This window comes from Enterococcus sp. AAFC-DPL-6103, assembly GCF_058216595.1.
This window is the reverse complement of record NZ_CM177102.1, coordinates 2,369,241-2,394,903: the sequence shown is the minus strand read 5'-3', so window position 1 is coordinate 2,394,903 and position 25,663 is coordinate 2,369,241. Positions and strand designations below refer to the sequence as shown.

The 25,663-nt window shown below is 38.0% G+C and carries 19 protein-coding genes and 3 rRNA genes; 18 read left to right on the top strand and 4 right to left on the bottom strand.

Annotated features, from left to right (window positions below; all coding sequences use genetic code 11):
- Nucleotides 1–176: 176 nt before the first annotated feature.
- From AC4BC3_RS11360 to AC4BC3_RS11320, 9 genes are all read left to right on the top strand, one after another.
- Complete coding sequence (locus tag AC4BC3_RS11360) at nucleotides 177–2,348, top strand: PBP1A family penicillin-binding protein (protein ID WP_490466538.1); 2,172 nt, start codon at nucleotides 177–179, stop codon at nucleotides 2,346–2,348.
- Between the two features lie 65 nt (nucleotides 2,349–2,413).
- On the top strand, nucleotides 2,414–2,755 hold the full coding sequence (locus tag AC4BC3_RS11355) for a YlbF/YmcA family competence regulator (protein WP_067481657.1): 342 nt from the start codon (nucleotides 2,414–2,416) through the stop codon (nucleotides 2,753–2,755).
- A 188-nt stretch (nucleotides 2,756–2,943) separates the two neighbouring features.
- Nucleotides 2,944–4,359, top strand: a complete 1,416-nt coding sequence (locus AC4BC3_RS11350; protein WP_490466537.1) for an MFS transporter — start codon at nucleotides 2,944–2,946, stop codon at nucleotides 4,357–4,359.
- Nucleotides 4,360–4,873: 514 nt separating this feature from the next.
- Nucleotides 4,874–6,433, top strand: a 16S ribosomal RNA gene (locus AC4BC3_RS11345).
- A gap of 229 nt (nucleotides 6,434–6,662) precedes the next feature.
- Nucleotides 6,663–9,576: ribosomal RNA gene (locus tag AC4BC3_RS11340) — 23S ribosomal RNA — on the top strand.
- A 92-nt stretch (nucleotides 9,577–9,668) separates the two neighbouring features.
- Nucleotides 9,669–9,784, top strand: a 5S ribosomal RNA gene (gene rrf / locus AC4BC3_RS11335).
- The 16S, 23S and 5S rRNA genes sit together here, the layout of an rRNA operon.
- Before the next feature lie 146 nt (nucleotides 9,785–9,930).
- Nucleotides 9,931–11,151, top strand: a complete 1,221-nt coding sequence (locus AC4BC3_RS11330; protein ID WP_206910347.1) for a metallophosphoesterase — start codon at nucleotides 9,931–9,933, stop codon at nucleotides 11,149–11,151.
- Nucleotides 11,148–13,841, top strand: coding sequence for an ATP-binding protein (locus AC4BC3_RS11325; protein WP_490466536.1), 2,694 nt, complete (start codon nucleotides 11,148–11,150; stop codon nucleotides 13,839–13,841). The genes AC4BC3_RS11330 and AC4BC3_RS11325 overlap by 4 nt, the downstream gene beginning before the upstream one ends.
- Nucleotide 13,842: 1 nt before the next feature.
- Complete coding sequence (locus tag AC4BC3_RS11320; protein WP_206910336.1) at nucleotides 13,843–14,787, top strand: 3'-5' exoribonuclease YhaM family protein; 945 nt, start codon at nucleotides 13,843–13,845, stop codon at nucleotides 14,785–14,787.
- Nucleotides 14,788–14,868: 81 nt separating this feature from the next.
- Here AC4BC3_RS11320 and AC4BC3_RS11315 read toward each other — a convergent pair whose 3' ends face one another.
- The 3 genes from AC4BC3_RS11315 to AC4BC3_RS11305 form a co-directional block, all read right to left on the bottom strand.
- Nucleotides 14,869–15,879: a peptidylprolyl isomerase gene (locus AC4BC3_RS11315; protein ID WP_206910333.1), complete on the bottom strand. Its 1,011-nt coding sequence runs from the start codon at nucleotides 15,877–15,879 to the stop codon at nucleotides 14,869–14,871.
- Nucleotides 15,880–16,063: 184 nt separating this feature from the next.
- Nucleotides 16,064–16,414: a YtxH domain-containing protein gene (locus AC4BC3_RS11310; protein ID WP_490466535.1), complete on the bottom strand. Its 351-nt coding sequence runs from the start codon at nucleotides 16,412–16,414 to the stop codon at nucleotides 16,064–16,066.
- A complete protein-coding gene (locus tag AC4BC3_RS11305; RefSeq protein WP_206910329.1) occupies nucleotides 16,407–16,841 on the bottom strand; it encodes an HIT family protein in 435 nt (144 codons plus the stop codon). Before AC4BC3_RS11305 ends, AC4BC3_RS11310 begins: the two co-directional genes overlap by 8 nt.
- A 145-nt stretch (nucleotides 16,842–16,986) precedes the next feature.
- Here AC4BC3_RS11305 and AC4BC3_RS11300 point away from each other — a divergent pair, with 145 nt between their 5' ends.
- The 4 genes from AC4BC3_RS11300 to trmB all read left to right on the top strand — a co-directional run bounded on the left by AC4BC3_RS11300 (nucleotide 16,987) and on the right by trmB (nucleotide 20,611).
- Nucleotides 16,987–17,724: an ABC transporter ATP-binding protein gene (locus AC4BC3_RS11300; RefSeq protein WP_490466534.1), complete on the top strand. Its 738-nt coding sequence runs from the start codon at nucleotides 16,987–16,989 to the stop codon at nucleotides 17,722–17,724.
- Nucleotides 17,717–18,928, top strand: coding sequence for an ABC transporter permease (locus tag AC4BC3_RS11295; RefSeq protein ID WP_490466533.1), 1,212 nt, complete (start codon nucleotides 17,717–17,719; stop codon nucleotides 18,926–18,928). Before AC4BC3_RS11300 ends, AC4BC3_RS11295 begins: the two co-directional genes overlap by 8 nt.
- Nucleotides 18,929–19,113: 185 nt before the next feature.
- Complete coding sequence (locus AC4BC3_RS11290) at nucleotides 19,114–19,896, top strand: phosphotransferase family protein (RefSeq protein WP_490466532.1); 783 nt, start codon at nucleotides 19,114–19,116, stop codon at nucleotides 19,894–19,896.
- A gap of 64 nt (nucleotides 19,897–19,960) precedes the next feature.
- Nucleotides 19,961–20,611 (top strand): tRNA (guanosine(46)-N7)-methyltransferase TrmB, encoded by a 651-nt coding sequence (trmB, locus tag AC4BC3_RS11285; protein WP_490466531.1) that lies wholly within the window; start codon nucleotides 19,961–19,963, stop codon nucleotides 20,609–20,611.
- 124 nt (nucleotides 20,612–20,735) lie between these two features.
- On the opposite strand, the gene ade is transcribed toward trmB, so the two are convergent.
- Nucleotides 20,736–22,463, bottom strand: a complete 1,728-nt coding sequence (ade, locus tag AC4BC3_RS11280; RefSeq protein WP_206910322.1) for an adenine deaminase — start codon at nucleotides 22,461–22,463, stop codon at nucleotides 20,736–20,738.
- Between the two features lie 131 nt (nucleotides 22,464–22,594).
- On the opposite strand from ade, the gene comGA reads away from it, so the two are divergent.
- Genes comGA through AC4BC3_RS11255 form a run of 5 tightly spaced genes read left to right on the top strand, consistent with a single transcriptional unit; the run spans nucleotide 22,595 to nucleotide 25,659 of the window.
- On the top strand, nucleotides 22,595–23,596 hold the full coding sequence (gene comGA, locus AC4BC3_RS11275) for a competence type IV pilus ATPase ComGA (protein WP_490466530.1): 1,002 nt from the start codon (nucleotides 22,595–22,597) through the stop codon (nucleotides 23,594–23,596).
- A complete protein-coding gene (gene comGB / locus AC4BC3_RS11270) occupies nucleotides 23,541–24,590 on the top strand; it encodes a competence type IV pilus assembly protein ComGB (protein ID WP_490467316.1) in 1,050 nt (349 codons plus the stop codon). Before comGA ends, comGB begins: the two co-directional genes overlap by 56 nt.
- Nucleotides 24,590–24,898, top strand: coding sequence for a competence type IV pilus major pilin ComGC (comGC, locus tag AC4BC3_RS11265; protein WP_490467315.1), 309 nt, complete (start codon nucleotides 24,590–24,592; stop codon nucleotides 24,896–24,898). Before comGB ends, comGC begins: the two co-directional genes overlap by 1 nt.
- Entirely contained in the window at nucleotides 24,879–25,331 is a 453-nt protein-coding gene (gene comGD, locus AC4BC3_RS11260; RefSeq protein ID WP_490466529.1) for a competence type IV pilus minor pilin ComGD, read from the top strand. The genes comGC and comGD overlap by 20 nt, the downstream gene beginning before the upstream one ends.
- Nucleotides 25,332–25,356: 25 nt before the next feature.
- Nucleotides 25,357–25,659: a hypothetical protein gene (locus tag AC4BC3_RS11255; protein ID WP_490466528.1), complete on the top strand. Its 303-nt coding sequence runs from the start codon at nucleotides 25,357–25,359 to the stop codon at nucleotides 25,657–25,659.
- The last annotated feature ends 4 nt before the right edge of the window (nucleotides 25,660–25,663 follow it).

The following is a 25,663-nucleotide window of genomic DNA, read 5'->3' as shown; positions in this document are numbered from 1 at the left end:
AGTCAGCTTTATTTTACCATTTTTAAAATATATTTAAGAAAAAGATTAAGTCAATCTGCTATTTATTATGCTAAACTACCGTCATTAACTGCAAAACTTACATCTTAAGCAGGAAGAAAGGCGCAGTTAGTTGTGGTAAACTGACCGTGTGAATAAAAAGATAGGAGAACATGCAAATGGATTTTCAACGCGTTTGGGAAAAAATAAAAGCTTCTTTGATTAGCTTTTGGCGCTGGATCAAGCCATATTTAAGCCGATTTCATAAATGGCGAAGGCGAATTTGGAAAAAATATCATATCAATAAAGTTATTCTTTTATTGGGACTGATTTTTATTTTGATAACGAGTGTTTATTTATTTATCTTGGCAAAACAAGCAAATGTGGAGACTTTAAAATCTGGATTAAGTCAATCAACTGTTATTTACGATAAAGACAATGAAGAAGCAGGCACGCTTTATGCTCAAAAAGGAACCTACGTAGAATTAGATGCAATCTCTCCATATATTCAGGATGCAGTTATTTCTACAGAAGATCGAAATTTTTATAACCATCACGGATTCGATGTGAAGGGAATTGCTCGAGCAGCGGTGCGTATGCTAACTTCAGGGAGTACGGCTGGTGGCGGAGGTAGTACGATTACGCAACAATTGGCGAAAAATGCGTATTTAACACTAGATCAAACCTTTGATAGAAAAGCAAAAGAGTTATTTCTGGCGATAGAAATAGAAAAGAAATACAGTAAAGAAGAAATTTTAACTATGTATTTGAATAACGCTTATTTTGGTAATGGCGTTTGGGGCGTTCAAGATGCTGCAAGAAGATATTTTGGTGTTAACGCAAGTGATGTAACATTGTCAGAGGCGGCAACGATTGCAGGTATGCTGAAAGGACCAGGGATTTATAATCCAATTGATAATCCAGAAAATGCTAATAACCGAAAAAATACTGTGTTGAGTGTGATGAAAGAAAACGAAAAAATCACAGCTGATCAAGCTAATGCAGAGAGTCAAACGAATATTGCGGATTATTTAAATGACACATATACGGATTCGGAATCAGGTTATCGCTATCCTTATTATTTTGATGCGGTAATTGATGAGGCAGTGGAAGCATATGGATTGGACGAGTCAGATGTAATGAACAAGGGGTATAAGATTTACACTGCTTTAGATCAAAATTATCAAAAACAGCTAGAGGCAACTTATCAAAATGGACAACTATTTCCGGCAGATGCTTCCGACGGCGCAATGGTCCAGTCTGCTTCTGTTGCATTAAATCCGAAAAATGGGGGCGTGCAAGCCTTGGTAGGCCGACGTGGGGAACACGTCTTCCGAGGATTTAATTTTGCAACACAAATGAAGCGGTCACCAGGTTCAACAATCAAGCCGTTAAGTGTGTACTCTGCTGCGTTAGAGTCTGGCTACTTACCCTCTAGCACCTTACAAGATACGCCACAAAGTTATTATGATGCTCAAAATTATGATGGTACGTACCAAGGAGAAGTGCCAATGTATCAAGCAGTAGCTCAAAGTTTGAACTTACCTGCTGTCTGGTTACTTCATGAGATTGGTCTTCAAAAAGGTTATGATAAAGCAGAAGAATTCGGTTTGAGTTTATCGAAATCTGATAAATATTATGGTTTAGCATTAGGAGGATTGGAAAAAGGCGTATCACCGTTGACGATGGCTGGAGCTTATAGTGCTTTTGCAAATGATGGTCAGATGTATTCGCCACACTTGATTACAAAAATCGTTGATTCTACAGGTGCAGTTATTGTAGATAATACGGACAAAAAACCTAAACAAGTGATTTCAAAAGAAACAGCAGAACAAATGACAAGTATGCTACTTGGCACATTTTCTAATGGAACTGCAGTTGCTGCCAATCCAGCCGGTTATACGGTTGCTGGTAAAACTGGTACTACAGAAACGAATTTTGATGCCACGAAAGCAAATGATCAGTGGATTGTTGGTTATACGCCAGACGTAGTTATTTCAACTTGGATGGGTTACGAAGAGTCTAGCGAACTGCATTATTTAGAAGGAACGAGTGGGAATGTTGTGGGACGAGTCTTCAAGTCTGCTGCAGAGGGAATTCTTCCATATACTTCAAATACAAGTTTTAGTGTTGCAGATGCGTATGCAACAGGTGGAGAGGTCGTTCCAGCAGATCAAGTGAATAATCCATCAGGAACAGAGGATGATTCTGCAAAATGGAAAGAAAGCTTAGATCAATATGGTGAGAAAGCAAAAGAAGGATTGAAGAACTTTGGCGACTTTGTGAAAGATGGTGTACAAGGAATTGGTGATGCAGCCAAAGATTTGTGGCGGAAATATCAAAGTGAGTAGTTCTTTGAAAACGGATAGCTGCATGTTACAATAAACTCAACTACTGAAAGAAAAGAGGCAATATTATGTCAAATATCTATGATAGTGCGAATCAAATCGAACGCGAAATTCGTGAACTTCCTGAATTTAAAGCTTTACAAGAAGCATACGGTAAAGTAAAAGAGAATAAAGAGGCACATGAACTATTCAAAAACTTCCAAGCAATGCAAATTGAATTACAAGAAAAACAAATGCGTGGTGAAGAATTCTCTGATGAGGATGCAATGAAAGCACAAGAAATGGCTATGAAAATTCAATCCGAGTCAGTTATCAATGATTTAATGGAAAAAGAACAAGGTTTTAGTACAATCATCAATGATTTGAATCGAATCATTATGACGCCAGTACGTGACTTATATAGCGAATAAACACAGTAAATAAAAAAGAGCAGGGCTAATTGCAGCCTTGCTCTTTTTTTTGTAATCAAATGATTCTTTCTCTTAGTTTTTATCAACCAAGATAATGCAAGAAAATAACAACATTGTGAATATAAAAATAAAAAAATGGGGGTTATAATTTTGAAAACGTTTACCAAAAGGGAAAAGGAGTGATCAAAATGCTTTTTCAACAAGCAGTTTCAGAGGAGAAAATCAGTAAGACAACAAACGTATTTGGCTTAAAGGACAAAATGGGCTACATGTTTGGTGATTTAGGAAATTGTTTTATTTTGGGATTGGTTAATAGCTTTTTGATGATTTATTACACAAATGTCCTTGGAGTTTCTGGAGCAATAGTAGGTACGCTTTTTCTAGTTTCGAGAATTTTAGATGCATTTGCGGATGTTTTTGTTGGACGTCTGTGTGATGTTTCAAAGCTAACAAAGGTTGGGCGATTCATCCCATGGATTCGCCGAATGAAATATCCATTTTGTACCATAACGATTCTAATGTTTTTGCCTATTATTCAGCATTTACCAATGACCGCCAGAATGATTTATATTTTTGTTTCATACATTGTCTATGGTATTTTTCTTTCAACAATTAATATCCCTTACGGAGCAATGGCGGCAGCAATCAGCTCGAATCCAGATGATCGGTCCTCATTGTCGACTTTCAGAAGTATTGGATCAGCGATCGGAGGATCAACGACAGGTTTCTTTATTCCAATATTAATGTATACGCAAAATAAAAGTGGTCAACAAGTTGTCTCAAGAGAGCGATTTTTCTGGATTGCTATTGGTTGTGCATCGATAGCGTTCATAGCGTATACATTAACGTGTAAACTATCTACAGAACGAGTAAGAGTAGAAAAAAAAGAAGAGATTCAAGCAACTAAATTGGTCAAAGGATTAGTTTCAAATCGTGCGCTAGTAGTGCTAGTTATCGTGGACATTTTTATTGTGATCAACCAGATTTTAGCAGGGACAAATATGACCTATCTCTTTAATGATTACTTCCATAATAAAGAAGCAATGTCGATTGCCTTGTTATTTACGTATGGAACAGTTATTGTGTTGGCTCCTTTTGCAACAGCGTTGACAAGGTGGTTTGGTAAGAAAGAGGCGAGTGTCGTCGCTCTGATATTCTCCTCTGTCATGTATTTATTAATGTATTTTCTACATATTACTAATGCATGGGTTTATTTGTTCCTTCTATTTATTGCGACATTGGGATCGGGCTTATTCAATTTGATGGTTTGGGCCTTTATTACAGATGTAATTGATTATCATCAATATACAACAGGATTACGAGAAGACGGAACAGTTTACGGTGTTAATTCTTTTGCTAGAAAACTGGGACAAGCATGTGCAGGAGCGATTGGTGGGTTTATGTTAACAATGATTGGTTATCAGTCATCTTCAGTAGGTGGGACAATTCAATCAGCTTTAGTGCAAGAGCGTATTTATACGGTTGCTAATTTATTGCCAGCAGTTTGTTTGTTAGTATCTGCGGTGATTTTATTCTTTGGTTATCCACTTAATAAGAAAGAAACGATTAAAATGGGTGAAGAATTAAAACAAATCAATCGTTAAGTTATGAAGAGATAGAAATTAAAATTAGGTCAAGCAAAATGTAAAATTTTGCTTGACCATTCTTTTTTTTAATGATAATGTAAATGAGTTGTTAAAAAGCAACTGAAAGTTAAAAAAATAATTTCAAAAAGTTATTGACGTGTGAGTTATCACATGATAAGATAACTAAGTCGTTTGAAAAGAACCTCTTAAGAAGCTTGATTTCATCAAGAAAAACTTCAAAAAAGTTCTTGACAAATAACAAATGATGCGATATGATAAATGAGTTGCCGAAAGATTTCTTAAACGAAATCGGAAAAACTTTTTCAAAAAAGAGTTGACATTTAAACGTCGCTCTGATATGATATAAAAGTTGCTACGGCAATTCAAGTAGACCTTTGAAAACTGAACAAAGTAAGACAAACCAAATGTGTAGGGCGTCTTGATTCAATTCAAGACAACAAACATTTTTAAACAGCAAGCAATATGCTAGCAAACAAATTGAGCTTAACAATCGAAAGATTGTTCTAACTTTTATTATGAGAGTTTGATCCTGGCTCAGGACGAACGCTGGCGGCGTGCCTAATACATGCAAGTCGTACGCTTTTTCTTTCACCGGAGCTTGCTCCACCGAAAGAAAAGGAGTGGCGAACGGGTGAGTAACACGTGGGTAACCTGCCCATCAGAAGGGGATAACACTTGGAAACAGGTGCTAATACCGTATAACAATCGAAACCGCATGGTTTTGATTTGAAAGGCGCTTTCGGGTGTCGCTGATGGATGGACCCGCGGTGCATTAGCTAGTTGGTGAGGTAACGGCTCACCAAGGCCACGATGCATAGCCGACCTGAGAGGGTGATCGGCCACATTGGGACTGAGACACGGCCCAAACTCCTACGGGAGGCAGCAGTAGGGAATCTTCGGCAATGGACGAAAGTCTGACCGAGCAACGCCGCGTGAGTGAAGAAGGTTTTCGGATCGTAAAACTCTGTTGTTAGAGAAGAACAAGGATGAGAGTAACTGTTCATCCCTTGACGGTATCTAACCAGAAAGCCACGGCTAACTACGTGCCAGCAGCCGCGGTAATACGTAGGTGGCAAGCGTTGTCCGGATTTATTGGGCGTAAAGCGAGCGCAGGCGGTTTCTTAAGTCTGATGTGAAAGCCCCCGGCTCAACCGGGGAGGGTCATTGGAAACTGGGAGACTTGAGTGCAGAAGAGGAGAGTGGAATTCCATGTGTAGCGGTGAAATGCGTAGATATATGGAGGAACACCAGTGGCGAAGGCGACTCTCTGGTCTGTAACTGACGCTGAGGCTCGAAAGCGTGGGGAGCAAACAGGATTAGATACCCTGGTAGTCCACGCCGTAAACGATGAGTGCTAAGTGTTGGAGGGTTTCCGCCCTTCAGTGCTGCAGCTAACGCATTAAGCACTCCGCCTGGGGAGTACGACCGCAAGGTTGAAACTCAAAGGAATTGACGGGGGCCCGCACAAGCGGTGGAGCATGTGGTTTAATTCGAAGCAACGCGAAGAACCTTACCAGGTCTTGACATCCTTTGACCACTCTAGAGATAGAGCTTCCCCTTCGGGGGCAAAGTGACAGGTGGTGCATGGTTGTCGTCAGCTCGTGTCGTGAGATGTTGGGTTAAGTCCCGCAACGAGCGCAACCCTTATTGTTAGTTGCCATCATTAAGTTGGGCACTCTAGCAAGACTGCCGGTGACAAACCGGAGGAAGGTGGGGATGACGTCAAATCATCATGCCCCTTATGACCTGGGCTACACACGTGCTACAATGGGAAGTACAACGAGTCGCGAAGTCGCGAGGCTAAGCTAATCTCTTAAAGCTTCTCTCAGTTCGGATTGTAGGCTGCAACTCGCCTACATGAAGCCGGAATCGCTAGTAATCGCGGATCAGCACGCCGCGGTGAATACGTTCCCGGGCCTTGTACACACCGCCCGTCACACCACGAAAGTTTGTAACACCCGAAGTCGGTGAGGTAACCTTTTGGAGCCAGCCGCCTAAGGTGGGATAGATGATTGGGGTGAAGTCGTAACAAGGTAGCCGTATCGGAAGGTGCGGCTGGATCACCTCCTTTCTAAGGAATATTACGGAGACTACACAGGTTTGTCATTATTACTTTGTTCAGTTTTGAGAGGTTTACTCTCAAAACATTTTGTTCATTGAAAACTGGATATTTGAAGTAAGATCAAAACAAACCGAGAACACCGCGTTGAATGAGTTTTTTAATAAGTTCAATTGCTTATTTTTCTTGACACGTTTCTATCGCTAGAAATGAAGTCAAAACCCAACCGTAAGGTTGATAAGGTTAAGTGAATAAGGGCGCACGGTGGATGCCTTGGCACTAGGAGCCGATGAAGGACGGGACTAACACCGATATGCTTTGGGGAGCTGTACGTAAGCTATGATCCAGAGATTTCCGAATGGGGGAACCCAGCATCTTTTATAGGATGTTACAAATATGTGAATACATAGCATATTTGAGGTAGACGCAGAGAACTGAAACATCTAAGTACCTGCAGGAAGAGAAAGAAAATTCGATTCCCTGAGTAGCGGCGAGCGAAACGGGAAAAGCCCAAACCAACAAGCTTGCTTGTTGGGGTTGTAGGACTCCGATATGGTAGTTTTTTCAGATAATCGAATGACTTGGAAAAGTCAGTCAAAGAGGGTAAAAACCCCGTAGATGAAATTTGGAAAGCACCTAGGAGGATCCTGAGTACGGCGGAACACGAGGAATTCCGTCGGAATCCGGGAGGACCATCTCCCAAGGCTAAATACTCCCTAGTGACCGATAGTGAACCAGTACCGTGAGGGAAAGGTGAAAAGCACCCCGGAAGGGGAGTGAAATAGAACCTGAAACCGTGTGCCTACAACAAGTCAAAGCCCGTTAATGGGTGATGGCGTGCCTTTTGTAGAATGAACCGGCGAGTTACGATTGCATGCGAGGTTAAGTCGAAGAGACGGAGCCGTAGCGAAAGCGAGTCTGAATAGGGCGTTTGAGTATGTAGTCGTAGACCCGAAACCATGTGATCTACCCATGTCCAGGTTGAAGGTGCGGTAAAACGCACTGGAGGACCGAACCCACGTACGTTGAAAAGTGCGGGGATGAGGTGTGGGTAGCGGAGAAATTCCAAACGAACTTGGAGATAGCTGGTTCTCTCCGAAATAGCTTTAGGGCTAGCCTCGGAATTGAGAATGATGGAGGTAGAGCACTGTTTGGACTAGGGGCCCATCTCGGGTTACCGAATTCAGATAAACTCCGAATGCCATTCATTCATATCCGGGAGTCAGACTGTGAGTGATAAGATCCATAGTCGAAAGGGAAACAGCCCAGACCACCAGCTAAGGTCCCAAAATATATGTTAAGTGGAAAAGGATGTGGGGTTGCACAGACAACTAGGATGTTGGCTCAGAAGCAGCCACCATTTAAAGAGTGCGTAATAGCTCACTAGTCGAGTGACCCTGCGCCGAAAATGTACCGGGGCTAAACATATTACCGAAGCTGTGGATAACACCTATGGTGTTATGGTAGGAGAGCGTTCTAAGGGCGTTGAAGGTAGATCGTGAGGACTACTGGAGCGCTTAGAAGTGAGAATGCCGGTATGAGTAGCGAAAGACAGGTGAGAATCCTGTCCACCGAATGACTAAGGTTTCCTGGGGAAGGCTCGTCCGCCCAGGGTTAGTCGGGACCTAAGCCGAGGCCGAAAGGCGTAGGCGATGGATAACAGGTTGATATTCCTGTACCCGTTGTTTTTGTTTGAGCAATGGAGGGACGCAGGAGGCTAAGGAAAGCAGACGATTGGAAATGTCTGTCCAAGCAGTAAGTCTTAGGTTGAGTCAAATGCTTAATCTTTTAAGGACAAGCTGTGATGGGGAGGGAAATAATAGTACCGAAGTTCCTGATGTCACACTGCCAAGAAAAGCTTCTAGTGAGAAAACAATGGCCCGTACCGCAAACCGACACAGGTAGTCGAGGAGAGAATCCTAAGGTGAGCGAGAGAACTCTCGTTAAGGAACTCGGCAAAATGACCCCGTAACTTCGGGAGAAGGGGTGCTGATCGTCAGATCAGCCGCAGTGAATAGGCCCAAGCGACTGTTTATCAAAAACACAGGTCTCTGCAAAATCGTAAGATGAAGTATAGGGGCTGACGCCTGCCCGGTGCTGGAAGGTTAAGAGGAGTGCTTAGCGTAAGCGAAGGTACGAATTGAAGCCCCAGTAAACGGCGGCCGTAACTATAACGGTCCTAAGGTAGCGAAATTCCTTGTCGGGTAAGTTCCGACCCGCACGAAAGGCGTAACGATTTGGGCACTGTCTCAACGAGAGACTCGGTGAAATTTTAGTACCTGTGAAGATGCAGGTTACCCGCGACAGGACGGAAAGACCCCATGGAGCTTTACTGTAGTTTGATATTGAGTGTCTGTACCGCATGTACAGGATAGGTAGGAGCCGTAGAAATCGGAACGCTAGTTTCGATGGAGGCGCTGGTGGGATACTACCCCTGCGTTATGGCCACTCTAACCCGCACCACTAATCGTGGTGGGAGACAGTGTCAGATGGGCAGTTTGACTGGGGCGGTCGCCTCCTAAAAGGTAACGGAGGCGCCCAAAGGTTCCCTCAGAATGGTTGGAAATCATTCGAAGAGTGTAAAGGCAGAAGGGAGCTTGACTGCGAGACCAACAAGTCGAGCAGGGACGAAAGTCGGGCTTAGTGATCCGGTGGTTCCGCATGGAAGGGCCATCGCTCAACGGATAAAAGCTACCCTGGGGATAACAGGCTTATCTCCCCCAAGAGTCCACATCGACGGGGAGGTTTGGCACCTCGATGTCGGCTCGTCGCATCCTGGGGCTGTAGTCGGTCCCAAGGGTTGGGCTGTTCGCCCATTAAAGCGGCACGCGAGCTGGGTTCAGAACGTCGTGAGACAGTTCGGTCCCTATCCGTCGCGGGCGTTGGAAATTTGAGAGGAGCTGTCCTTAGTACGAGAGGACCGGGATGGACTTACCGCTGGTGTACCAGTTGTTCTGCCAAGGGCATTGCTGGGTAGCTATGTAGGGAAGGGATAAACGCTGAAAGCATCTAAGTGTGAAGCCCACCTCAAGATGAGATTTCCCATTTCTTTAAGAAAGTAAGATCCCTGAGAGATGATCAGGTAGATAGGTCAGAAGTGGAAGTACAGTGATGTATGGAGCGGACTGATACTAATCGATCGAGGACTTAACCAAGAATGGTAAAAGAAAAAACTCGGAAGAGTTTGAGATTACTTCGAATCCAGTTTTGAGTGAGCAAAAGCAAACTCAATAAGATAACACCACAGTGTGGTGGCGATAGCGAGAAGGATACACCTGTAACCATGCCGAACACAGAAGTTAAGCTTCTTAGCGCCGATTGTAGTGAGGGGTTGCCCCTTGTGAGAGTAGGACGTCGCCACGCAACGGTAAAAAACAGATGAGCAATCAAGCTCATCTGTTTTTTTGTATTCTCACGAAATATCACACTGTAATACGAACAAACTTTCGTATTTTGATGAAAAAAACACGTAAAAATGTTATGATAAAAGAAAAAAAGGAGGGAATTTGATAGTGAAATTTATCCATGCAGCTGATTTACATGTAGATAGGTCTTTTGAAGGCTCAATTCCATTTGACAAACGTGTGCAAAAAAAATTATTACAGGCAAATCAAATGGTTCTAAAAAATATTGTAGATCAAGCGGTGTTCCATGAAGTTGACTTTGTTTTATTTGCTGGAGATACTTTTCATCAAAATAAACCTTCGCTTAAAACACAAAAGTACTTTTTTGAACAAATGGAACGTTTAAATAAACTAAACATTTCTGTGTACATGATTTTTGGAAACCATGACTATTACCAGAAAGAAAGATATTGGTTTGATTTTCCTGAAAATGTTCATTTGTTTGTGAACGAAGAAGTAAAAACAAATGAATTTAAACTGAATTCTGGAGAAAAAGTTGCTATCAGTGCTTTTAGCTATTGTCATCCATGGATACAACAAGAAAAAGTATTAGAGTTTCCCTCTCGAGCAAATGTAGATTATCACATTGGAATGTATCACGGGGAATTGGGCACAAGAGATCATGGTAATTATGCGCCATTTAGTTCTAATCAAATGCAAGAAAAAAATTATGATTATTGGGCGTTAGGTCATATCCATGTTCCAACTGTCCTTAGTACTAACGGGAGAATAGTGTATCCTGGCGCACCTCAAGGACACACGAGAAAGGAACAGACCTCAATTTCTGTTTCATTAGTAGAGTTGAAAAAAAGTGCGTATCAAACTATTCCTATAGAGGTAGCAGAGGTATATTGGTATCGTCAAAAAATTTCTTTTGAACATATTCGTACAACTAATGAGATTTTCTCAATGGTTCAACGACAACTGGAAGTCCCTAATAATAAATTTCATCTAGTTGAGCTAGAGATTACTAATTATGAACATTTAGGAATAGATTTTGTAGAGCGAATTAATTCTGGTGAGGTATTAGAATATTTGATTGGAGAATTAAGCAAATATACATCAAATTTTTTTATATGGCGTATCTCTCTTATGAAGAATACTGCTCAGAAACAGACAATTCTAACTGTCTCAAAAAATTTGAAACATCAATTATTTGAAAGCTATCAAACGTCTCAAGATTTCAAACAAATTTTAAGTGAATTGTATAGCCATCCAGGAGCAATAAAATTATTGAATGAGTTACCTGATTATCAGAGTGAAACATTAATAGCTGCACAAGAATTAATCAATCAGGATTTTCAATTCGAGGAGGATAATGAATGAAAATTTTACGGATTGAAATTAATGCTTTTGGAAAATGGCGCCAAAAGAATTTTGATTTTTCTTCAGGTAATCAATTGATTTATGGCGAGAATGAAGCAGGTAAATCAACTGTTTATCAGTTTATACAGGCAATTCTCTTTGGTTTTCCATCAAAAGGAAGAAAAAAGAAAGATTATACACCAAAAGATGGAGCGGCTTATGGTGGTCGTATCTGGTTAGAACATCCAATCCATGGTGAATTCATGGTTGAACGTTATAAGCAGCAGAATCGTGGAAAGGCAAAAGTTGTTTTTGGCGAACAAATAGGAAGTGAAACATTATTAGCTCAGTTGATTTCACCATTAACTAGAGAATTATTTCAACAGGTGTTTACTTTTCAGCAAGAGCAGTTATCAGAATTAGATCATCTTAGAGAAAAAGAATTACATGATATGTTGATATCATTAGGAATTACTGGAAGTTCACAAGTTTTTAAAAAAAGACAAGAGTATTATAATCAGGCTCAAAATTTATATAAGAAAAAAGGACAAAAATTACTTATCAACCAAAAGTTAAATAATTGGAAAAGTTTACAAGAAAAAATTCATCAAAAACAAGCACAAGAAGATTTTTTTAGTCAGCTTGTGATGCAAGAGCAAGCCGCAAAAAAAGAGCAAGATAAATTAAGACAAGAAATATCAAAGAATAATGAAAAATTATTGCATTTAAACCAGCAAAAAATCAATTTCTCACTTTACGAGGAATGGCAAGAATTACAAGAAAAGACACTTAATGAATTACCAAATGAGCAACTAATGACAGATCTACAAGAGTTTTCTAACAGATATCAACAAATGAGTGAACGTTTGGAAGAACTAGAAGCAACTTTAGAAAAACATAGCGGGATGGATCTGCAATCAGCGCAATACTATTTTTTCTTAGAACAAGAAACGGAATTAAAAAATCTTTTAAAAGAACAGGCTCAAGTTGAGCAGTTAGTTAATGAATGGCAAAGACTTCAGGTAGAAACACGCGAAACAGAAGCAGAGTTAAAGATTTTAGAACAGCGTTGGGGTTGGCAAAGACAAAATCAACCAGTAGAATTTCAACAAAGTTCCGAATGGAAAACGTTATTTTCACAAAATCAACAATTTTTAGAAGAAGACCGACAATTGACAATTCGATTACAAGTTGCAAAAGAACAGCAGGAATTGATTGATGCAGAAATCAGTCAGTTGGAAGCACGCTATCCCTTTCTTTTACAGAATCAGCAGGAGAAGGAGGAAAAACGAAATAGTATTCCTTATATAATTGTAGGTGGGATAGTTATAGCCTTAGGATTATTTTTCCCTCTTCCTTGGAAAATTATTTTCTTGCTCAGTGGAGCTGGGATTATAGGAAGTTATTTCTTGCATCAAGAAAATAATAGCAAAAATAATTCTTTAGAAGTCAAAGGAATGTGGCAAGAAAAACTAGGACAATTAGATGTTGCATCTGCACAAATCGCAGAAGTAGAAGAAAATAGGAAACAAAATCAACAAATGAAACAACAGTTTAATCAACAAGTACAGTATTTTGTTGATCAATGGTGTCTAAACCAACTAAATACAGTTGAGTTAATGAAAGAATACGGCCAAGAAGTTATGGACTATCAACGACTTTGTGCTATTTATGAGCGAAAGCAAAAAAGAGAAAGAGAAATTCAAGAGAAGTTGCTATTCTTAGAACGAAAATTTGATATTGTTCAAGAATGGCTACCTGTTCAAGACAAGCATATTTCTGAAAAAATGGCATTACTGGCACAATTTGTTCAAGAAATGGAACAAATGAAATTTGCTCGTAGCTACCAGCAAAATACATTACTCACGCAAGAAATTAATCAATTGAAGAAGAAGCAAAAAGCATGGCTCCAAGAGTATGCACAACAACTTAACGAGGCACAACTTACGTATCCATCTGAAGTACCATTCTTTTTGCAAAAAGCACATGAGACAATCCAAAAACAAGAAAGACTTGCTGAATTAAGTAAAATACTCACACCATTATTTCCTGAAAAAATGACACGCTCATTTTTAGAACAAGAAAGCCTTCGTTTAGATCAATTACAACGACAACTACAGTTGGAAGAAAAAGCTGCAAGTGAACAACAACAACGTTTAAATATTCAAGTTGAAGAATTACAAAAAGATGGTACACTTGATGAACTATACCAAGAAGAAAGCCGCCAGAAGGCAGAATTAGAACATTTGATGGTGGAGTGGGGAGCATATGAAATTGCTGGTACTTTTTTAGGTGATTTATCGACTGAAATGAGTGAGCGGCAATTACCGCAGTTGTTAAAAGAGGCTACTTATTATTTGGGATTACTAACCGACCACAAGTATCAAAGAATTTTATTAAAAGAAGATTTATTGACTCTCACAGATGGAAAGACAGAATTTCCTATTTATGAGCTATCTACAGGAACCAAAGATCAATTAATCATGGCAATGCGATTTGCTTATCTTTCTTTGGAAGCAAATCGAGCGCTTTGTCCAGTAATTATTGACGATGGTTGGTTACACTATGATTCGCACAGAAAGTATTACTTAGCAAAACTTTTAGCAGAGTTTGGTAAAAAGTATCAGATAATTTGTTTTTCTTCTGACAAAGAAATGTTAAGCTATTATCAAGAGTTACAACAATCTGTGAAATGGCTAGAAGGAGCATAGAATGAAAAAAATTCGTGAATTAATCATTGATGAACAGTTTGAATTATTTGTCTTGATAAAAAATGCTGACGTAAGAATGGCAAAAAATGGTAAAAAATTTATTGCATTTACTTTTCAAGATACTTCGGGAACAATTGATGGGAAATATTGGGACGCTTCCGAGGAGGAAATTAGCAAATTTACTGCAGGAACTGTTGTTTTTTTGAGCGGTAAAAGAGAAGTATATCAAGGAAATCCTCAAGTAAAAATTATCCACATGCGTTTGACAAAAATTGATGAACCTAGTGAACCAAGTCTTTATATGGAACGAGCACCAATAAAAAAAGAAGAAATGGAAGAGGAAATCAATCAATTATTGTTTGAGATTACGAATGCACATTGGAATCGTATTGTACGTTATTTATTAAATAAATATCAAAAACAATTTTTCGAGTATCCAGCGGCAAAAAGAAATCATCATGCATTTGCTAGTGGACTAGCTTATCATACGTTGACGATGCTTCACTTAGGAAAAGCAATTGCAAATGAATACCCAGAGATCAATCGCGCATTATTGTATGCTGGAATTATTTTACATGATTTGGGTAAAGTTATTGAATTATCTGGTCCAATGTCAACTGAGTACACTCTAGCTGGCAATTTAGTGGGACATTTGGTTCTCGTAGATGAAGAAATTACTAAAGCTTGTATTGCGTTGAAAATCAGTGAAGAAGATGAAGATGTTTTAGTGTTAAGACATATGGTTCTAGCACATCATGGTCTTTTGGAATACGGATCACCAGTGCGACCAAGAATTATGGAAGCTGAGGTTTTACATCAAATCGATAACATCGATGCGTCAATGCAAATGATGTTGACTTCTATTCGTCAAACAGAACCTGGAAAATATACAGATCGAATTTTTGGTATGGATAATCGCAGTTTTTATGTACCAAAAGATATCTGACTAGTGTGTTTAAATAAACTAAAAAAGAAGTAAAGCGACTCATGAAGAGGAGTCTGCTTTACTTCTTTTTAGTCATAAAATTTATTTTGAAGAGTCTGTAGTCGCTGTTTCTGAACTATCAGTTGCTTCAGTTGATTTTTCTGTAGCTGAAGAGTTAGTTGATTTTTCAGAATCAGATGTTGCTTCTGAACCTGAAGAAGATGTAGTGAATGCACTCAAGACACTTTCAAAAGCATCATCTTTGATTTTCACATTAGCATCTTTTAAGACTTCACCGATAACTTTTGTTGTAAATGCACTATCGTTCAATTTTGTTTGAGTAGCGATTTCTTTTAATTCATCTTTGTATTTATCCATGTCATCGCCTTTAGAAGAAGTCTTAACCATTTTCACAACGTAATAATCAGTTGCATAAGTTGAAGCATTAGTAGCGGAAATCACGTCAGAAATTTCGCCATTTTTCAATTTAAAAGCGGCTTCTTTTACTTCGTTAGGGACAGTTGTTGTTTCAGAATCAAATTTGATTTTTCCACCGTCATCTTTAGTTGTTGTATCAGTTGAGTTATCTTTTGCTAATTTAGTGAAGTCATCACCTTTATCAGCTTTTTCTTTCACGCTTTTCGCATCGTCTTCACTTGAAAGTTTGATGATTTGTGCTTCTACTTCTGGATGGAAAGAAGCCCAAGCAGTTTTTAAGTCATCATTTGTAATATCAACATGTGCTTTTAAACCAGCTTCAAGTGCTAGGTTATTGCGGATATAGTCTTTGTAAGAATCTTCTGTATAACCGGCAGCTTTCAATTGAGATTCAAACCCGTCACCTAATGATTCTGCTTGTTTTTTGTATTCAGCGTCAACTTTTTTATCTGTTACTTTATCGCCATATTTGTTATTAAATACTTTGTAAATAATCATTCTTTGAACCAAAGTTTGGTTAGATGATTCTAATTTTGCTTCATCATAGAAGTCAGAAACAGTGATAGTTCCACCCTTCATTGTAGCGATATCTTTGTTTGTACCATTAGAACAAGCAGCTAGTGTTAAGACAGCTAAAGCACTAGTCGCTGCTAAAATTATTTTTTTTCTTTTCATTTTAGTTTTGCACTCCTGTTTTTTTATATTTAGTTGTTCACATCTACAACTATACCATATTCTAATTCCTAAAAAAAAGCTTCTAATGAATAGTTTCAAAGAAAATTCATGTTTTAATCACATTCATTACGAGAGTATGACAAAAAAACGGGTTAAAATGCATAATCGTCGTGTTTTAACTCAATTAGTGAAGATTTTCTTCAGGAAGTTCAGGTAAGTTAGTAGAAATTTTTTCTACTTGTTCTTGAATCTGAGTAATTCTTGGTTCTGCTTGAAATTTAAACTCCTGTACATCTTTTTGAATAGAGTCTTGGAACTCCGGAATGAGTGTAGCTGCAGTTTCTTTTGTTTCGGCTAAGGCCTCTTTAAAGTGGTTGAGACTATTATTTAGATCTAGCGTTAAATCAGCAGCTTCTTCTAATTCGTCAATCAATTTTTTTCGAGTATCATTACCACTTCTTGGAGCAAAAAGAAGTCCACCTACAGCGCCTACAGCTGAACCAAATACGAGACCTTTCAGAAATTGTTTAATCAATGTCATTCACCTGCGTTTCAATGGTTTCTTGGATGGTTGCCAGTTCACTTGCTGAGTAATCTGCTTGATGATTACCAAAGTGGATTGAAAAATCATCTGTTGTTGCGTAACGTGGTACCAGATGAATATGTGAGTGAAAGACAGATTGGTATGCTAACTCACGATTGTTATTCAAAATATTTAAACCTTTCATATCAGGAAATGCTTTTTCTAGACCACGAGCAATTTTTGGCACGCGCGAAAAGACGGCACCAGCTAATTCTTGGTCATAATCAAATATATCAGAAACGTGCCGTTTTGGTACAACTAAGGTATGACCTTTAGTTGCTTGTGACAAATCCAAAAACGCATACACTTTGTCATCCTCATAAATTTTATAGCTAGGAATTTCTTGGTTGATAATTTTGCAAAAAATACAGTTTTCCATACGAGACATCCTTTCTGCTAAGAATATTTTGGCTAAGTTAACTTTACCATAAGTTCTGATTGTTGTAAGGAAAAAAACAAATTGTCAACATTTTCTTCATGGTATAATAAAGAAGCGAGTAAACAAGATCAATGGAGGAAAAGAAATGAGTTTAACGATTGAACACGTGACGGGAGGATATGGACATCTTCCTGTGTTAAAAGATATAAGTTTTGAAGTACATTCAGGCGAAATGGTGGGCTTGATTGGATTAAATGGTGCAGGTAAAAGTACAACGATTAAACACATCATTGGGTTGCTAGAAGCAACTAAAGGGAAAATCGAAATCGATGGTTTAACATTGAAAAGTGATATTGAAAAGTATCGAAAACAAATTGGATACATTCCAGAAACACCTTCATTATATGAAGAGCTGACTTTACGAGAACATATTGAAGTGACAGCTATGGCTTACGGTATCCCCCTAGAAGTAGCGATGAAGCGAGCAGAAAAATTGTTGGAGACGTTTCGATTAGAAAAACGTTTAGACTGGTTTCCTGCTAACTTTTCAAAAGGAATGAAACAAAAAGTCATGATTTTATGTGCTTTTTTAATTGAACCCTCGCTATATATCATTGATGAACCTTTTTTGGGTCTTGATCCTTTAGCAATCAATGCGTTGTTAGAATTGATGGTTGAAATGAAGAAAAGTGGTTCTGCGATTTTGATGTCAACTCATATTTTGGCGACTGCTGAAAAATACTGTGATCGCTTTGTGGTTTTACATAATGGTAAGGTTCGAGCACAAGGCACGCTGGAAGAGTTAAGAGAATCATTTAACCTTCCAGATTCATCCTTGGATGAGATTTATGTCGCATTAACGAAGGAGCAGGGACATGAATGATTTTTTTCGAAAACGTTTAGCTAGACACCAAAAAAAAATGCTAAAGTATATGCGCTATGTTTTCAATGATCATTTTGTGTTAGTTTGTCTTTTTTTGGTGGGAGGAATTGGTTTTTATTATTCTAGTTGGCTGAAAAGCTTAGCTCCTTCTTTTGAGTTTGGTGGACTGATTGTTTCAGTTTTTTGGTTACTTAGCTTGGCAGTAGGAAAAATTGCAACTTTTGCCGAGGCAGCAGATATTGTTTTTTTATTGCCACAAGAAAAGGAAATGCGAGTATATCTAAGTAAAGCTTTCCGCTATTCTTGTTTATTTCCATTCCTTGTTTTATTTTTGGCTAGTGGATTTGCAATGCCGTTAGTGGTAGTGAGTACCGGACAGCCATTTTCAATGTATTTGATCTATTTGATCTTGCTTGTCTGCCTAAAAATGGGTCATCTACAAGTAAAGCGAGCGGAACTTTTTCGATTTTCTAATCAAGCTTTACGTTGGTTTAAAAGTGGATGGTATGTCTCAGCTTTTGTCATTTTACTACTTACGTTCTATGTGTCCATTTGGTTAGGTTTAGTGGTCGCATTAGTACAAGCTGGTATTTATTATTGGTATTTATGGCGAAAAAATGAGGTACAGATTGACTGGGAAAAAATGATCCAAGTGGAAGAAAATCGTCTTCATCAAATTTATCAGTTTATCAATTTGTTTACTGATGTACCAGAAATTTCAGCAAAGGTAAAACGCCGACGTTACTTAGACCCGCTATTGAATAAAATCAAAAGGAACCAAAGTCAAACATATCTTTATTTATATACTAGACGATTTGTTCGTGGGTCTGATTTTAGTGGTCTGTATCTGAGACTACTGTTGATTGGTTGTTTGCTGATTATAGGTGTAACAGATTTAACATTTAGTTTGATTATTGGCTCATTGTTTTTATATTTGATTGGTTTCCAGTTGTTGCCGCTATATAGCCAGTTTCGCTATATGGTATTAGTGCAACTGTATCCCATAAAAGAAACACAGAAAAAAACAGCTATTCAGCAATTGTTGTTGGGCATATTAGGTTTAGCAGCTCTTATTTTTGGAGTGATTGCAGCTTTTGTTTTGTCTGGGGTAGAGCGCTGGATTCCTATTCTGGTTTATTTGGTTTTTGTTTTTCTTTTTGTAAAAATGTACGTTCCCACACGTCTGAAGAAGCTGTCAGACTAATAATTGTCCAAGTTAAAGTGAGAAAGGTCATATCGTTGATCTTTCTCTTTTTTCTTTTTTAGAAAAGTTGGTTTTTTGAATGAAAAAATGCTGAAAAAGAACGTATATGTGCTTGACGTTATGTGTCGGGGCGACTAGAATAATAATTACTGCAAATGAAAGAGTTTAAGAGGATGGGAGAAAGCATGATGGAGTTTCAGTTAGACCAAGAGTGGCGGTTACGGCCCATCAAAGGGGATACAGGAAAAACATACATAGGCATGCGTGACGAAGATAAAGTCTTCATCAAACGTAATACAACCCCCATGCTTGCTGCGTTATCTCGAGAAGGAATTACTCCTAAACTTGTTTGGACAAAAAGAACAGGTAATGGAGATACGTTAACAGCTCAAGAATGGCTGGATGGTCGCTTATTGACTACTACAGAAATTGGGCAAAGAAATGATGTTATTGATGTCCTATATCATTTGCATCATTCTGACTCATTAAAAACAATGTTGAATCGAATAGGTGGTCGTGTCGTTACGCCTGAGACGATGTTGAAAAAATACAACCAAGAACTCCCAGAAATATTAAAAAAAAATCAGTTTATCCAACTTGTCCATCAATTTTTGAGTCAGCAAGTACCTTATACAGATAAAAAAGAGTTTGCTGTTGTTCATGGAGACGTGAATCATCGTAATTGGTTAGTTTGTAAAAATTATTTATATTTAGTTGATTGGGACTCAATCATGTTTGCTGATCCAGCAGTTGATATTGGAACGATTTTAGGTAATTATGTTCCGCTTTCAAACTGGAATCAATGGTTGATTATTTATGGTATTCGCCCAACTGATGAAGTTCTTGAGAAGCTTCACTGGTATGCAGTGATGAATTTATTGCAAGAAATCACTCGTTATTGCCTTCGAGGGGATGACCGACGAATGAATGAGGAAATTTTACAATTAAAACGAATTTTTAGTGGCTGAGGTTGAGCCCAAACTCTTTAGAGATTTGGCCAACCTTTTTTATTTGAGAAAGGAATTATGAATTATGCGTGTTAGAAATCGTCCTGGTGCAACAGAATTGTTAGCTGCGCATCCAGAGTTTGTTATTAGTAATCCAACTGAATGGAAAGGACAATGGACTGAGCTCTTTGGTAACGATCATCCAATCCATATAGAGATTGGAATGGGAAAAGGTCAATTCATCAATGGAATGGCAAAGGCACATCCAGAAATCAATTACATTGGTGTGGAGATGCAAGTCAGTGTTATTTCTCTGGCGCTAGATAAGTTAATTGAAGAACCGCTACCTAATTTGAAATTACTTCATGTTGATGGTTCAGCGCTGACAGAGTATTTTGCGGATAGTGAAGTCGATCAGATTTATTTGAACTTTTCTGATCCATGGCCAAAAAAGCGTCATGAGAAACGTCGTTTGACGTTTAAAACTTTTTTAGCGGTGGATGAACAGATCTTGCGACCAGAGGGTGAGATTCATTTTAAAACAGATAATCAAGGATTATTTGAGTATTCTTTGGCAAGTTTTTCTCAATATGGCATGATAATCAAACAAGTCTGGCTTGATTTGCATGAGAGTACATTCGAAGGAAATATCATGACTGAGTATGAAGAAAAGTTTTCTTCTCGTGGTCAACGTATCTATCGAGTAGAAGCACAATTTAAAGATAAAACACAATAATCAAAAGGAGGTGTGACAAATATTTTGTCACACCTCCTTTTTCTGAATAAACATTTTCCAAGTAGTACTTCTTTCATAATCTTATTATTTAAAGATGGACAATTCTATCATAGCTTCCTTTTACTTAGCATGGTGGAATAAGTTGGAATTTTGAAAATGAAAAGAGTCCCATATCCGTGATTTTTAGTTCAGGAATAACAGATAAAGTCAAAAATGACAAGGTCAGAAAGGGATCAAATAGCTGACTAGCACCAATTTGACGAGCGGCAGTTGTTAAGCTAGTTAATTCTTGATTTACCTCTAGAAAAGGTTTTTGAGACATCAATCCACCAATTTTAAGGGGAAGACTAGCCAGTTCCTGTTGACGATTGACAGCAATCATGCCACCCCCTTTTTTGATTAACTGTTCTATAGCAAAAAGCATATCTTTATCGTTTGTTCCGACGACAACAATATTATGAGAATCATGCGAAATCGTAGTTGCTAAGGCTCCTTCTTTTAGTTTGAACCCTTTGACGATGCCAAGACCAATATTTCCAGTTCCTTTATGTCGTTCAATAACAGCAATTTTCAAATAATCTTTTTCAATAGAAGGAACAAAGAACCCGGATTGAACGGTGACTTCTGAGAATAAGTCATTAGTAATTAAGCTGTTAGGGATAATCTCGATGATATGCGCTTTATTTGAACTTAAAGACAGCTTTAAAGAATCATTTGTCAAAGATGCCACTGTCATGTCCGGTAAGTCTTCCATCAGAGAATTTTTTGGTAGTTCACTGGTTGTATCGATGAGTTTTCCGTTCGTTACGAGTTGTTCACCATTATGAAACACTTCTCGAATTGGTAAGGTTTCAAGATCATCTGTTAAGAAAAAGTCAGCTTGATAACCTGGCGCAATTGCTCCAAGCGTGGATAGACCGAAACATTCCGCTGCATTTAGAGATGCCATTTGGATTGCTTGTAATGGATCCATACCTAATTCAATCACCTTACGGACGATATAATCAATCGAACCCTCACTCACTAAGTCGTCAATTAATTTATCATCTGTGACAAAGAAGCAACGCCGAGAATTTTCTGGAGTAATAGCTGGAAAGAGAGCGGCTAAATCTTTTGCAACAGTTCCTTCACGAATCATCAAATACATACCCAAATCAAGTCTTTCTCTCGCTTCTTTTGCAGTTGTGGCTTCGTGATCGGTACGAATTCCAGCAACAGGATAGACATTTAACCCCTCACCAGTAATTCCAGCTGCGTGTCCATCAATTTTTTTGTGATGATCAATCATTAATTGAAGTTTATCTAAAATTTCTGTTTCAGCATTTGCGACTGCTTGGTAGTTCATTACTTCAGCAAGACCAAGAACTTCGGGCATTTCTAAAAAAGGAGCTAGTGTTTTGGCATCTAGGATAGCGCCATTTGTTTCAAAAGGTGTAACGGGTACACATGAAGGAAGCATGAAAAAAATATTCATAGGTGCATTTTGAGCATCTTCCAGCATAAACTTTAAACCCGTACTACCAGCAACATTTCCAATCTCATGAGGATCTGTTACAACTGTTGTTACACCATGTAATACAGAAATTTTAGCAAATTCTTGTGGACAAAGCAGAGAGCTTTCGATATGAACATGTCCATCAATAAACCCTGGCACTAAGTACTGATTATTTGCATCGTACGTTTGTTTTCCTTCATATTCGCCGATCCCGACGACTTTTCCATCACAGATAGCAAGAGTATTTGACATGATTTTTCTGGTGAAGACATTGACGATTTTAGCATTCTTGATAACTAAATCTGCTGGTTGTTGTTTGCTCGCAACTAAAAGATGTTTTTTTAGCAATGATTCCAAAGTGGCGCCTCCTAAGATAAATTTTTAATAGTATAACACAAATTCGGATTTAGCCAACATTTTTTATGAAATTATCAAAATCCACGATAAAAAATTGATAAACGCGTATGTTTTTGTTGGAGGGGAGGATAATGGATATTAAGAAAATTTCAGATGAAATCATTACAGAAGCCTACAAAAGAAGAATAGAAGATGTTTATATTTTACCAAAAAAAGAAGGTTATCAGCTTCTTGAGCGTAAAGGTAAAAACCGAACATTAAGACGGAATTTTTCAAAAGAGATAGGTCAACAATTGATTTCCAGATTCAAATACTTAGGGCAAATGGATATTGGGGAAAAAAGAAAAGTACAATCTGGCGCATTGACTTATAGGTGCGGAAATTCAAGTGTCGAAGAAGAGATTCGTCTAAGACTTTCATCTGTAGGGGACTATCAGCAGCGAGAAACTTTGGTGATACGGTTGCTTTATCCGCTTGGTGATCAGCATTTCCGCTGTTTTTCTTTAGACGATCTAGGAGAATTACATCGGCATACTGGGACACGTGGCTTATATCTATTTAGTGGACCAGTTGGATCAGGAAAAACCTCTTTGATGTATCGTTTGGCTCAGAAAAACTCAGAACAAATCATTACTGTGGAAGATCCTGTGGAATTGGAAGAATCAACGTTTTTACAGCTACAAGTCAACGAGAAAATCCACCAAAATTATGAAGAACTATTAAAGCTCTCTTTACGTCATCGGCCAGACTTATTGATTGTTGGAGAGATAAGAGATGCGCTAACTGCTCAAATGACTTTACGTGCGGCATTGACTGGGCATCGAGTATTTGCCACTATTCATGCCAGAGAGTTAGCAGGTATTTTGCCAAGAATAGAAGAATTGATTGGTCACCACCAAGCATTGTCAGACTGTTTAAAAGGGATTGTTTATCAAGAAATATTACCAGATAAAGAACAATCTTCTGCTGTGTTATGGAGTTATCAGTTTTTTGAAAAAATACGGGAAGAATCAGCTAAATGGAGCGATAAAGAAGCTAAACTTAAAGTAGTCCGAGAAAAGTGCTGGCAAACGAGTTATCTTCAAGCCGAAAGAAACGATTGGAGGTCTTATCCATTTGAAGAAATTGAATAAAAAACAACAACAACAGTTTATTCAAATTATTGCTGATTTACTGAGCAATGGTTTCAGTTTACAAGAAGCATTGCAGTTAGTAATTAAGTTGAAGTTATTTCCAATTGAACTACTAGAAGAAGTCCAAAAAATAGTGAGTGCTGGTGGCTCATTTACAAAGATACTAGCTTACTGTGGGTTTAACAAAACTTATCTTGTACAGATTGAATTGGCTGAAACACATGGGAACTTAATAGCTACATTGGAAAACATAGCCGGTCAGTTTCAACGAATGGGTGCATTTCAAAAAGAGTTGCAAAAATTGCTAAGCTATCCCTTGTTACTTTCGCTATTTTTGATTGGTATTTTGTTTAGTATGCGCCAAATTGTTTTGCCACAATTGTTAATCTCAGAAATGGTTCCACAAAATCATTGGGGAATTCAGTTAATTCAAACATTTCACTGGTATGTGTTAGGCATCTTATTGTTGCTAAGCGTCTTATATGGAGCTATTCGTTTTTTTGATCGGAAGGGAAATTCATTACGGCGAAGTCAGTGGATTAGTCAATTGAAAATTTTAGGACCAGTTTATGCGTTGTATCAGTCTGCTTATTTTTCGTTGGAATTAGGGAAACTTTTTAGCGAAGGACTTGAGCTGAAACAAGTAGTTTTGTGTCTGAAAGAAACAAAAACAGGTAGTTTGATGCAACAATTAGCTTTACAAATGGCAGATGAATTAGAAAAAGGAAGTGCATTAGCAAGCCAATTTGAAAAATACTCTTTTTTAACGGAAGAGTTTAGCACAATCATTCAGCAAGGAGAGTTAAAGGGAAATTTAGGGAAAGAATTATTATTTTATAGTAATTACACACGCCAACTTTTTTTTGAACGGTTAAATCGATGGTTAAATTGGATTCAGCCGGTGCTTTTTTTAGTGATTGCTTGCTTGATACTTATGATTTATGCAGCGGTTTTGTTACCCATTTATGGAAATCTTGAGGAGGTTATTTCATGATGATAGAAAATATTAGTAAGAATGAACAAATTAAGGGAAAACCCTTGAGAAAAGTACAAGCTTTTACTTTGATTGAAATGTTGATTGTTTTATTGATTATCAGTGTGTTAATTTTATTATTTGTACCAAATCTTTCAAAATATAAAAATCATGTAGATGAAGAAAGTCAAGCAGCGGTGATTCAGTTAGTTGATACGCAAAAAGAATTGTACGGTTTACAAAATAATGGGAAAGTCCCGACTATTGATGAGCTGCTTGCAGAAGGCTATATCAAACAAGAACACGCAGATGTCTATAATAAAAAATAAATATGCAGGGTTTGCTTTAGTGGAAACCTTATTCGTTTTTTTAATTACGTTGTTCTTCGTGACAGTTCCTATTTTTTCGTTTGAACATTTACAAAAAGATATAGCAATACATCAATTTTTCAGTCAATTTGAAAAACGAATTTATGCAGCGCAGAAGATTGCAATTGTCAGTCAGAAAGCGACTCGAATACATTTAACTGATGATCAGCAAAAAGTTTACTTTGGTGTACCTAAATACACTAAATTTGATTGGACGTATCTAAAAATTCCAGAAAATTTAAAAATACAACGTTATGGAACAGTGATTTTTGCTGGTCGAACGGGAAATGACAGTTCACTAAAAACTTATCAGTTTTACTGGCCAAAGAAAAAACAAAAAATTACATATCAATTCCAGTTGGGAAGTGGTCATTATACTAAAAAAATCGAATAAGTCTGGTTACATATTATTAGAAACAATGACAGCACTGGGGTTGGTCTTAATAATCGTCTATGGTGTCAGTGCACATCAGACATTTTTATTAGAGCAAGAAAAAAAGAGCAATCAAGAAGTCCAGCTGGCACGTATCATTTATGAAGAAGCACGAAAATACCGACTACATGAAGGATTGAAACAAGTTGCTCGGGACCAACCAATAAAAAGTAAAGTTGTTCTTCAAACAAATCAGCGTGCCATTCAAAAAATTCGAATAGAAGTTAAGCGAAAGGGCGTATTGGAAATTGAAAAAAAACCAGAAGTATCCAAGCTTTACTCTGATTGAGTGC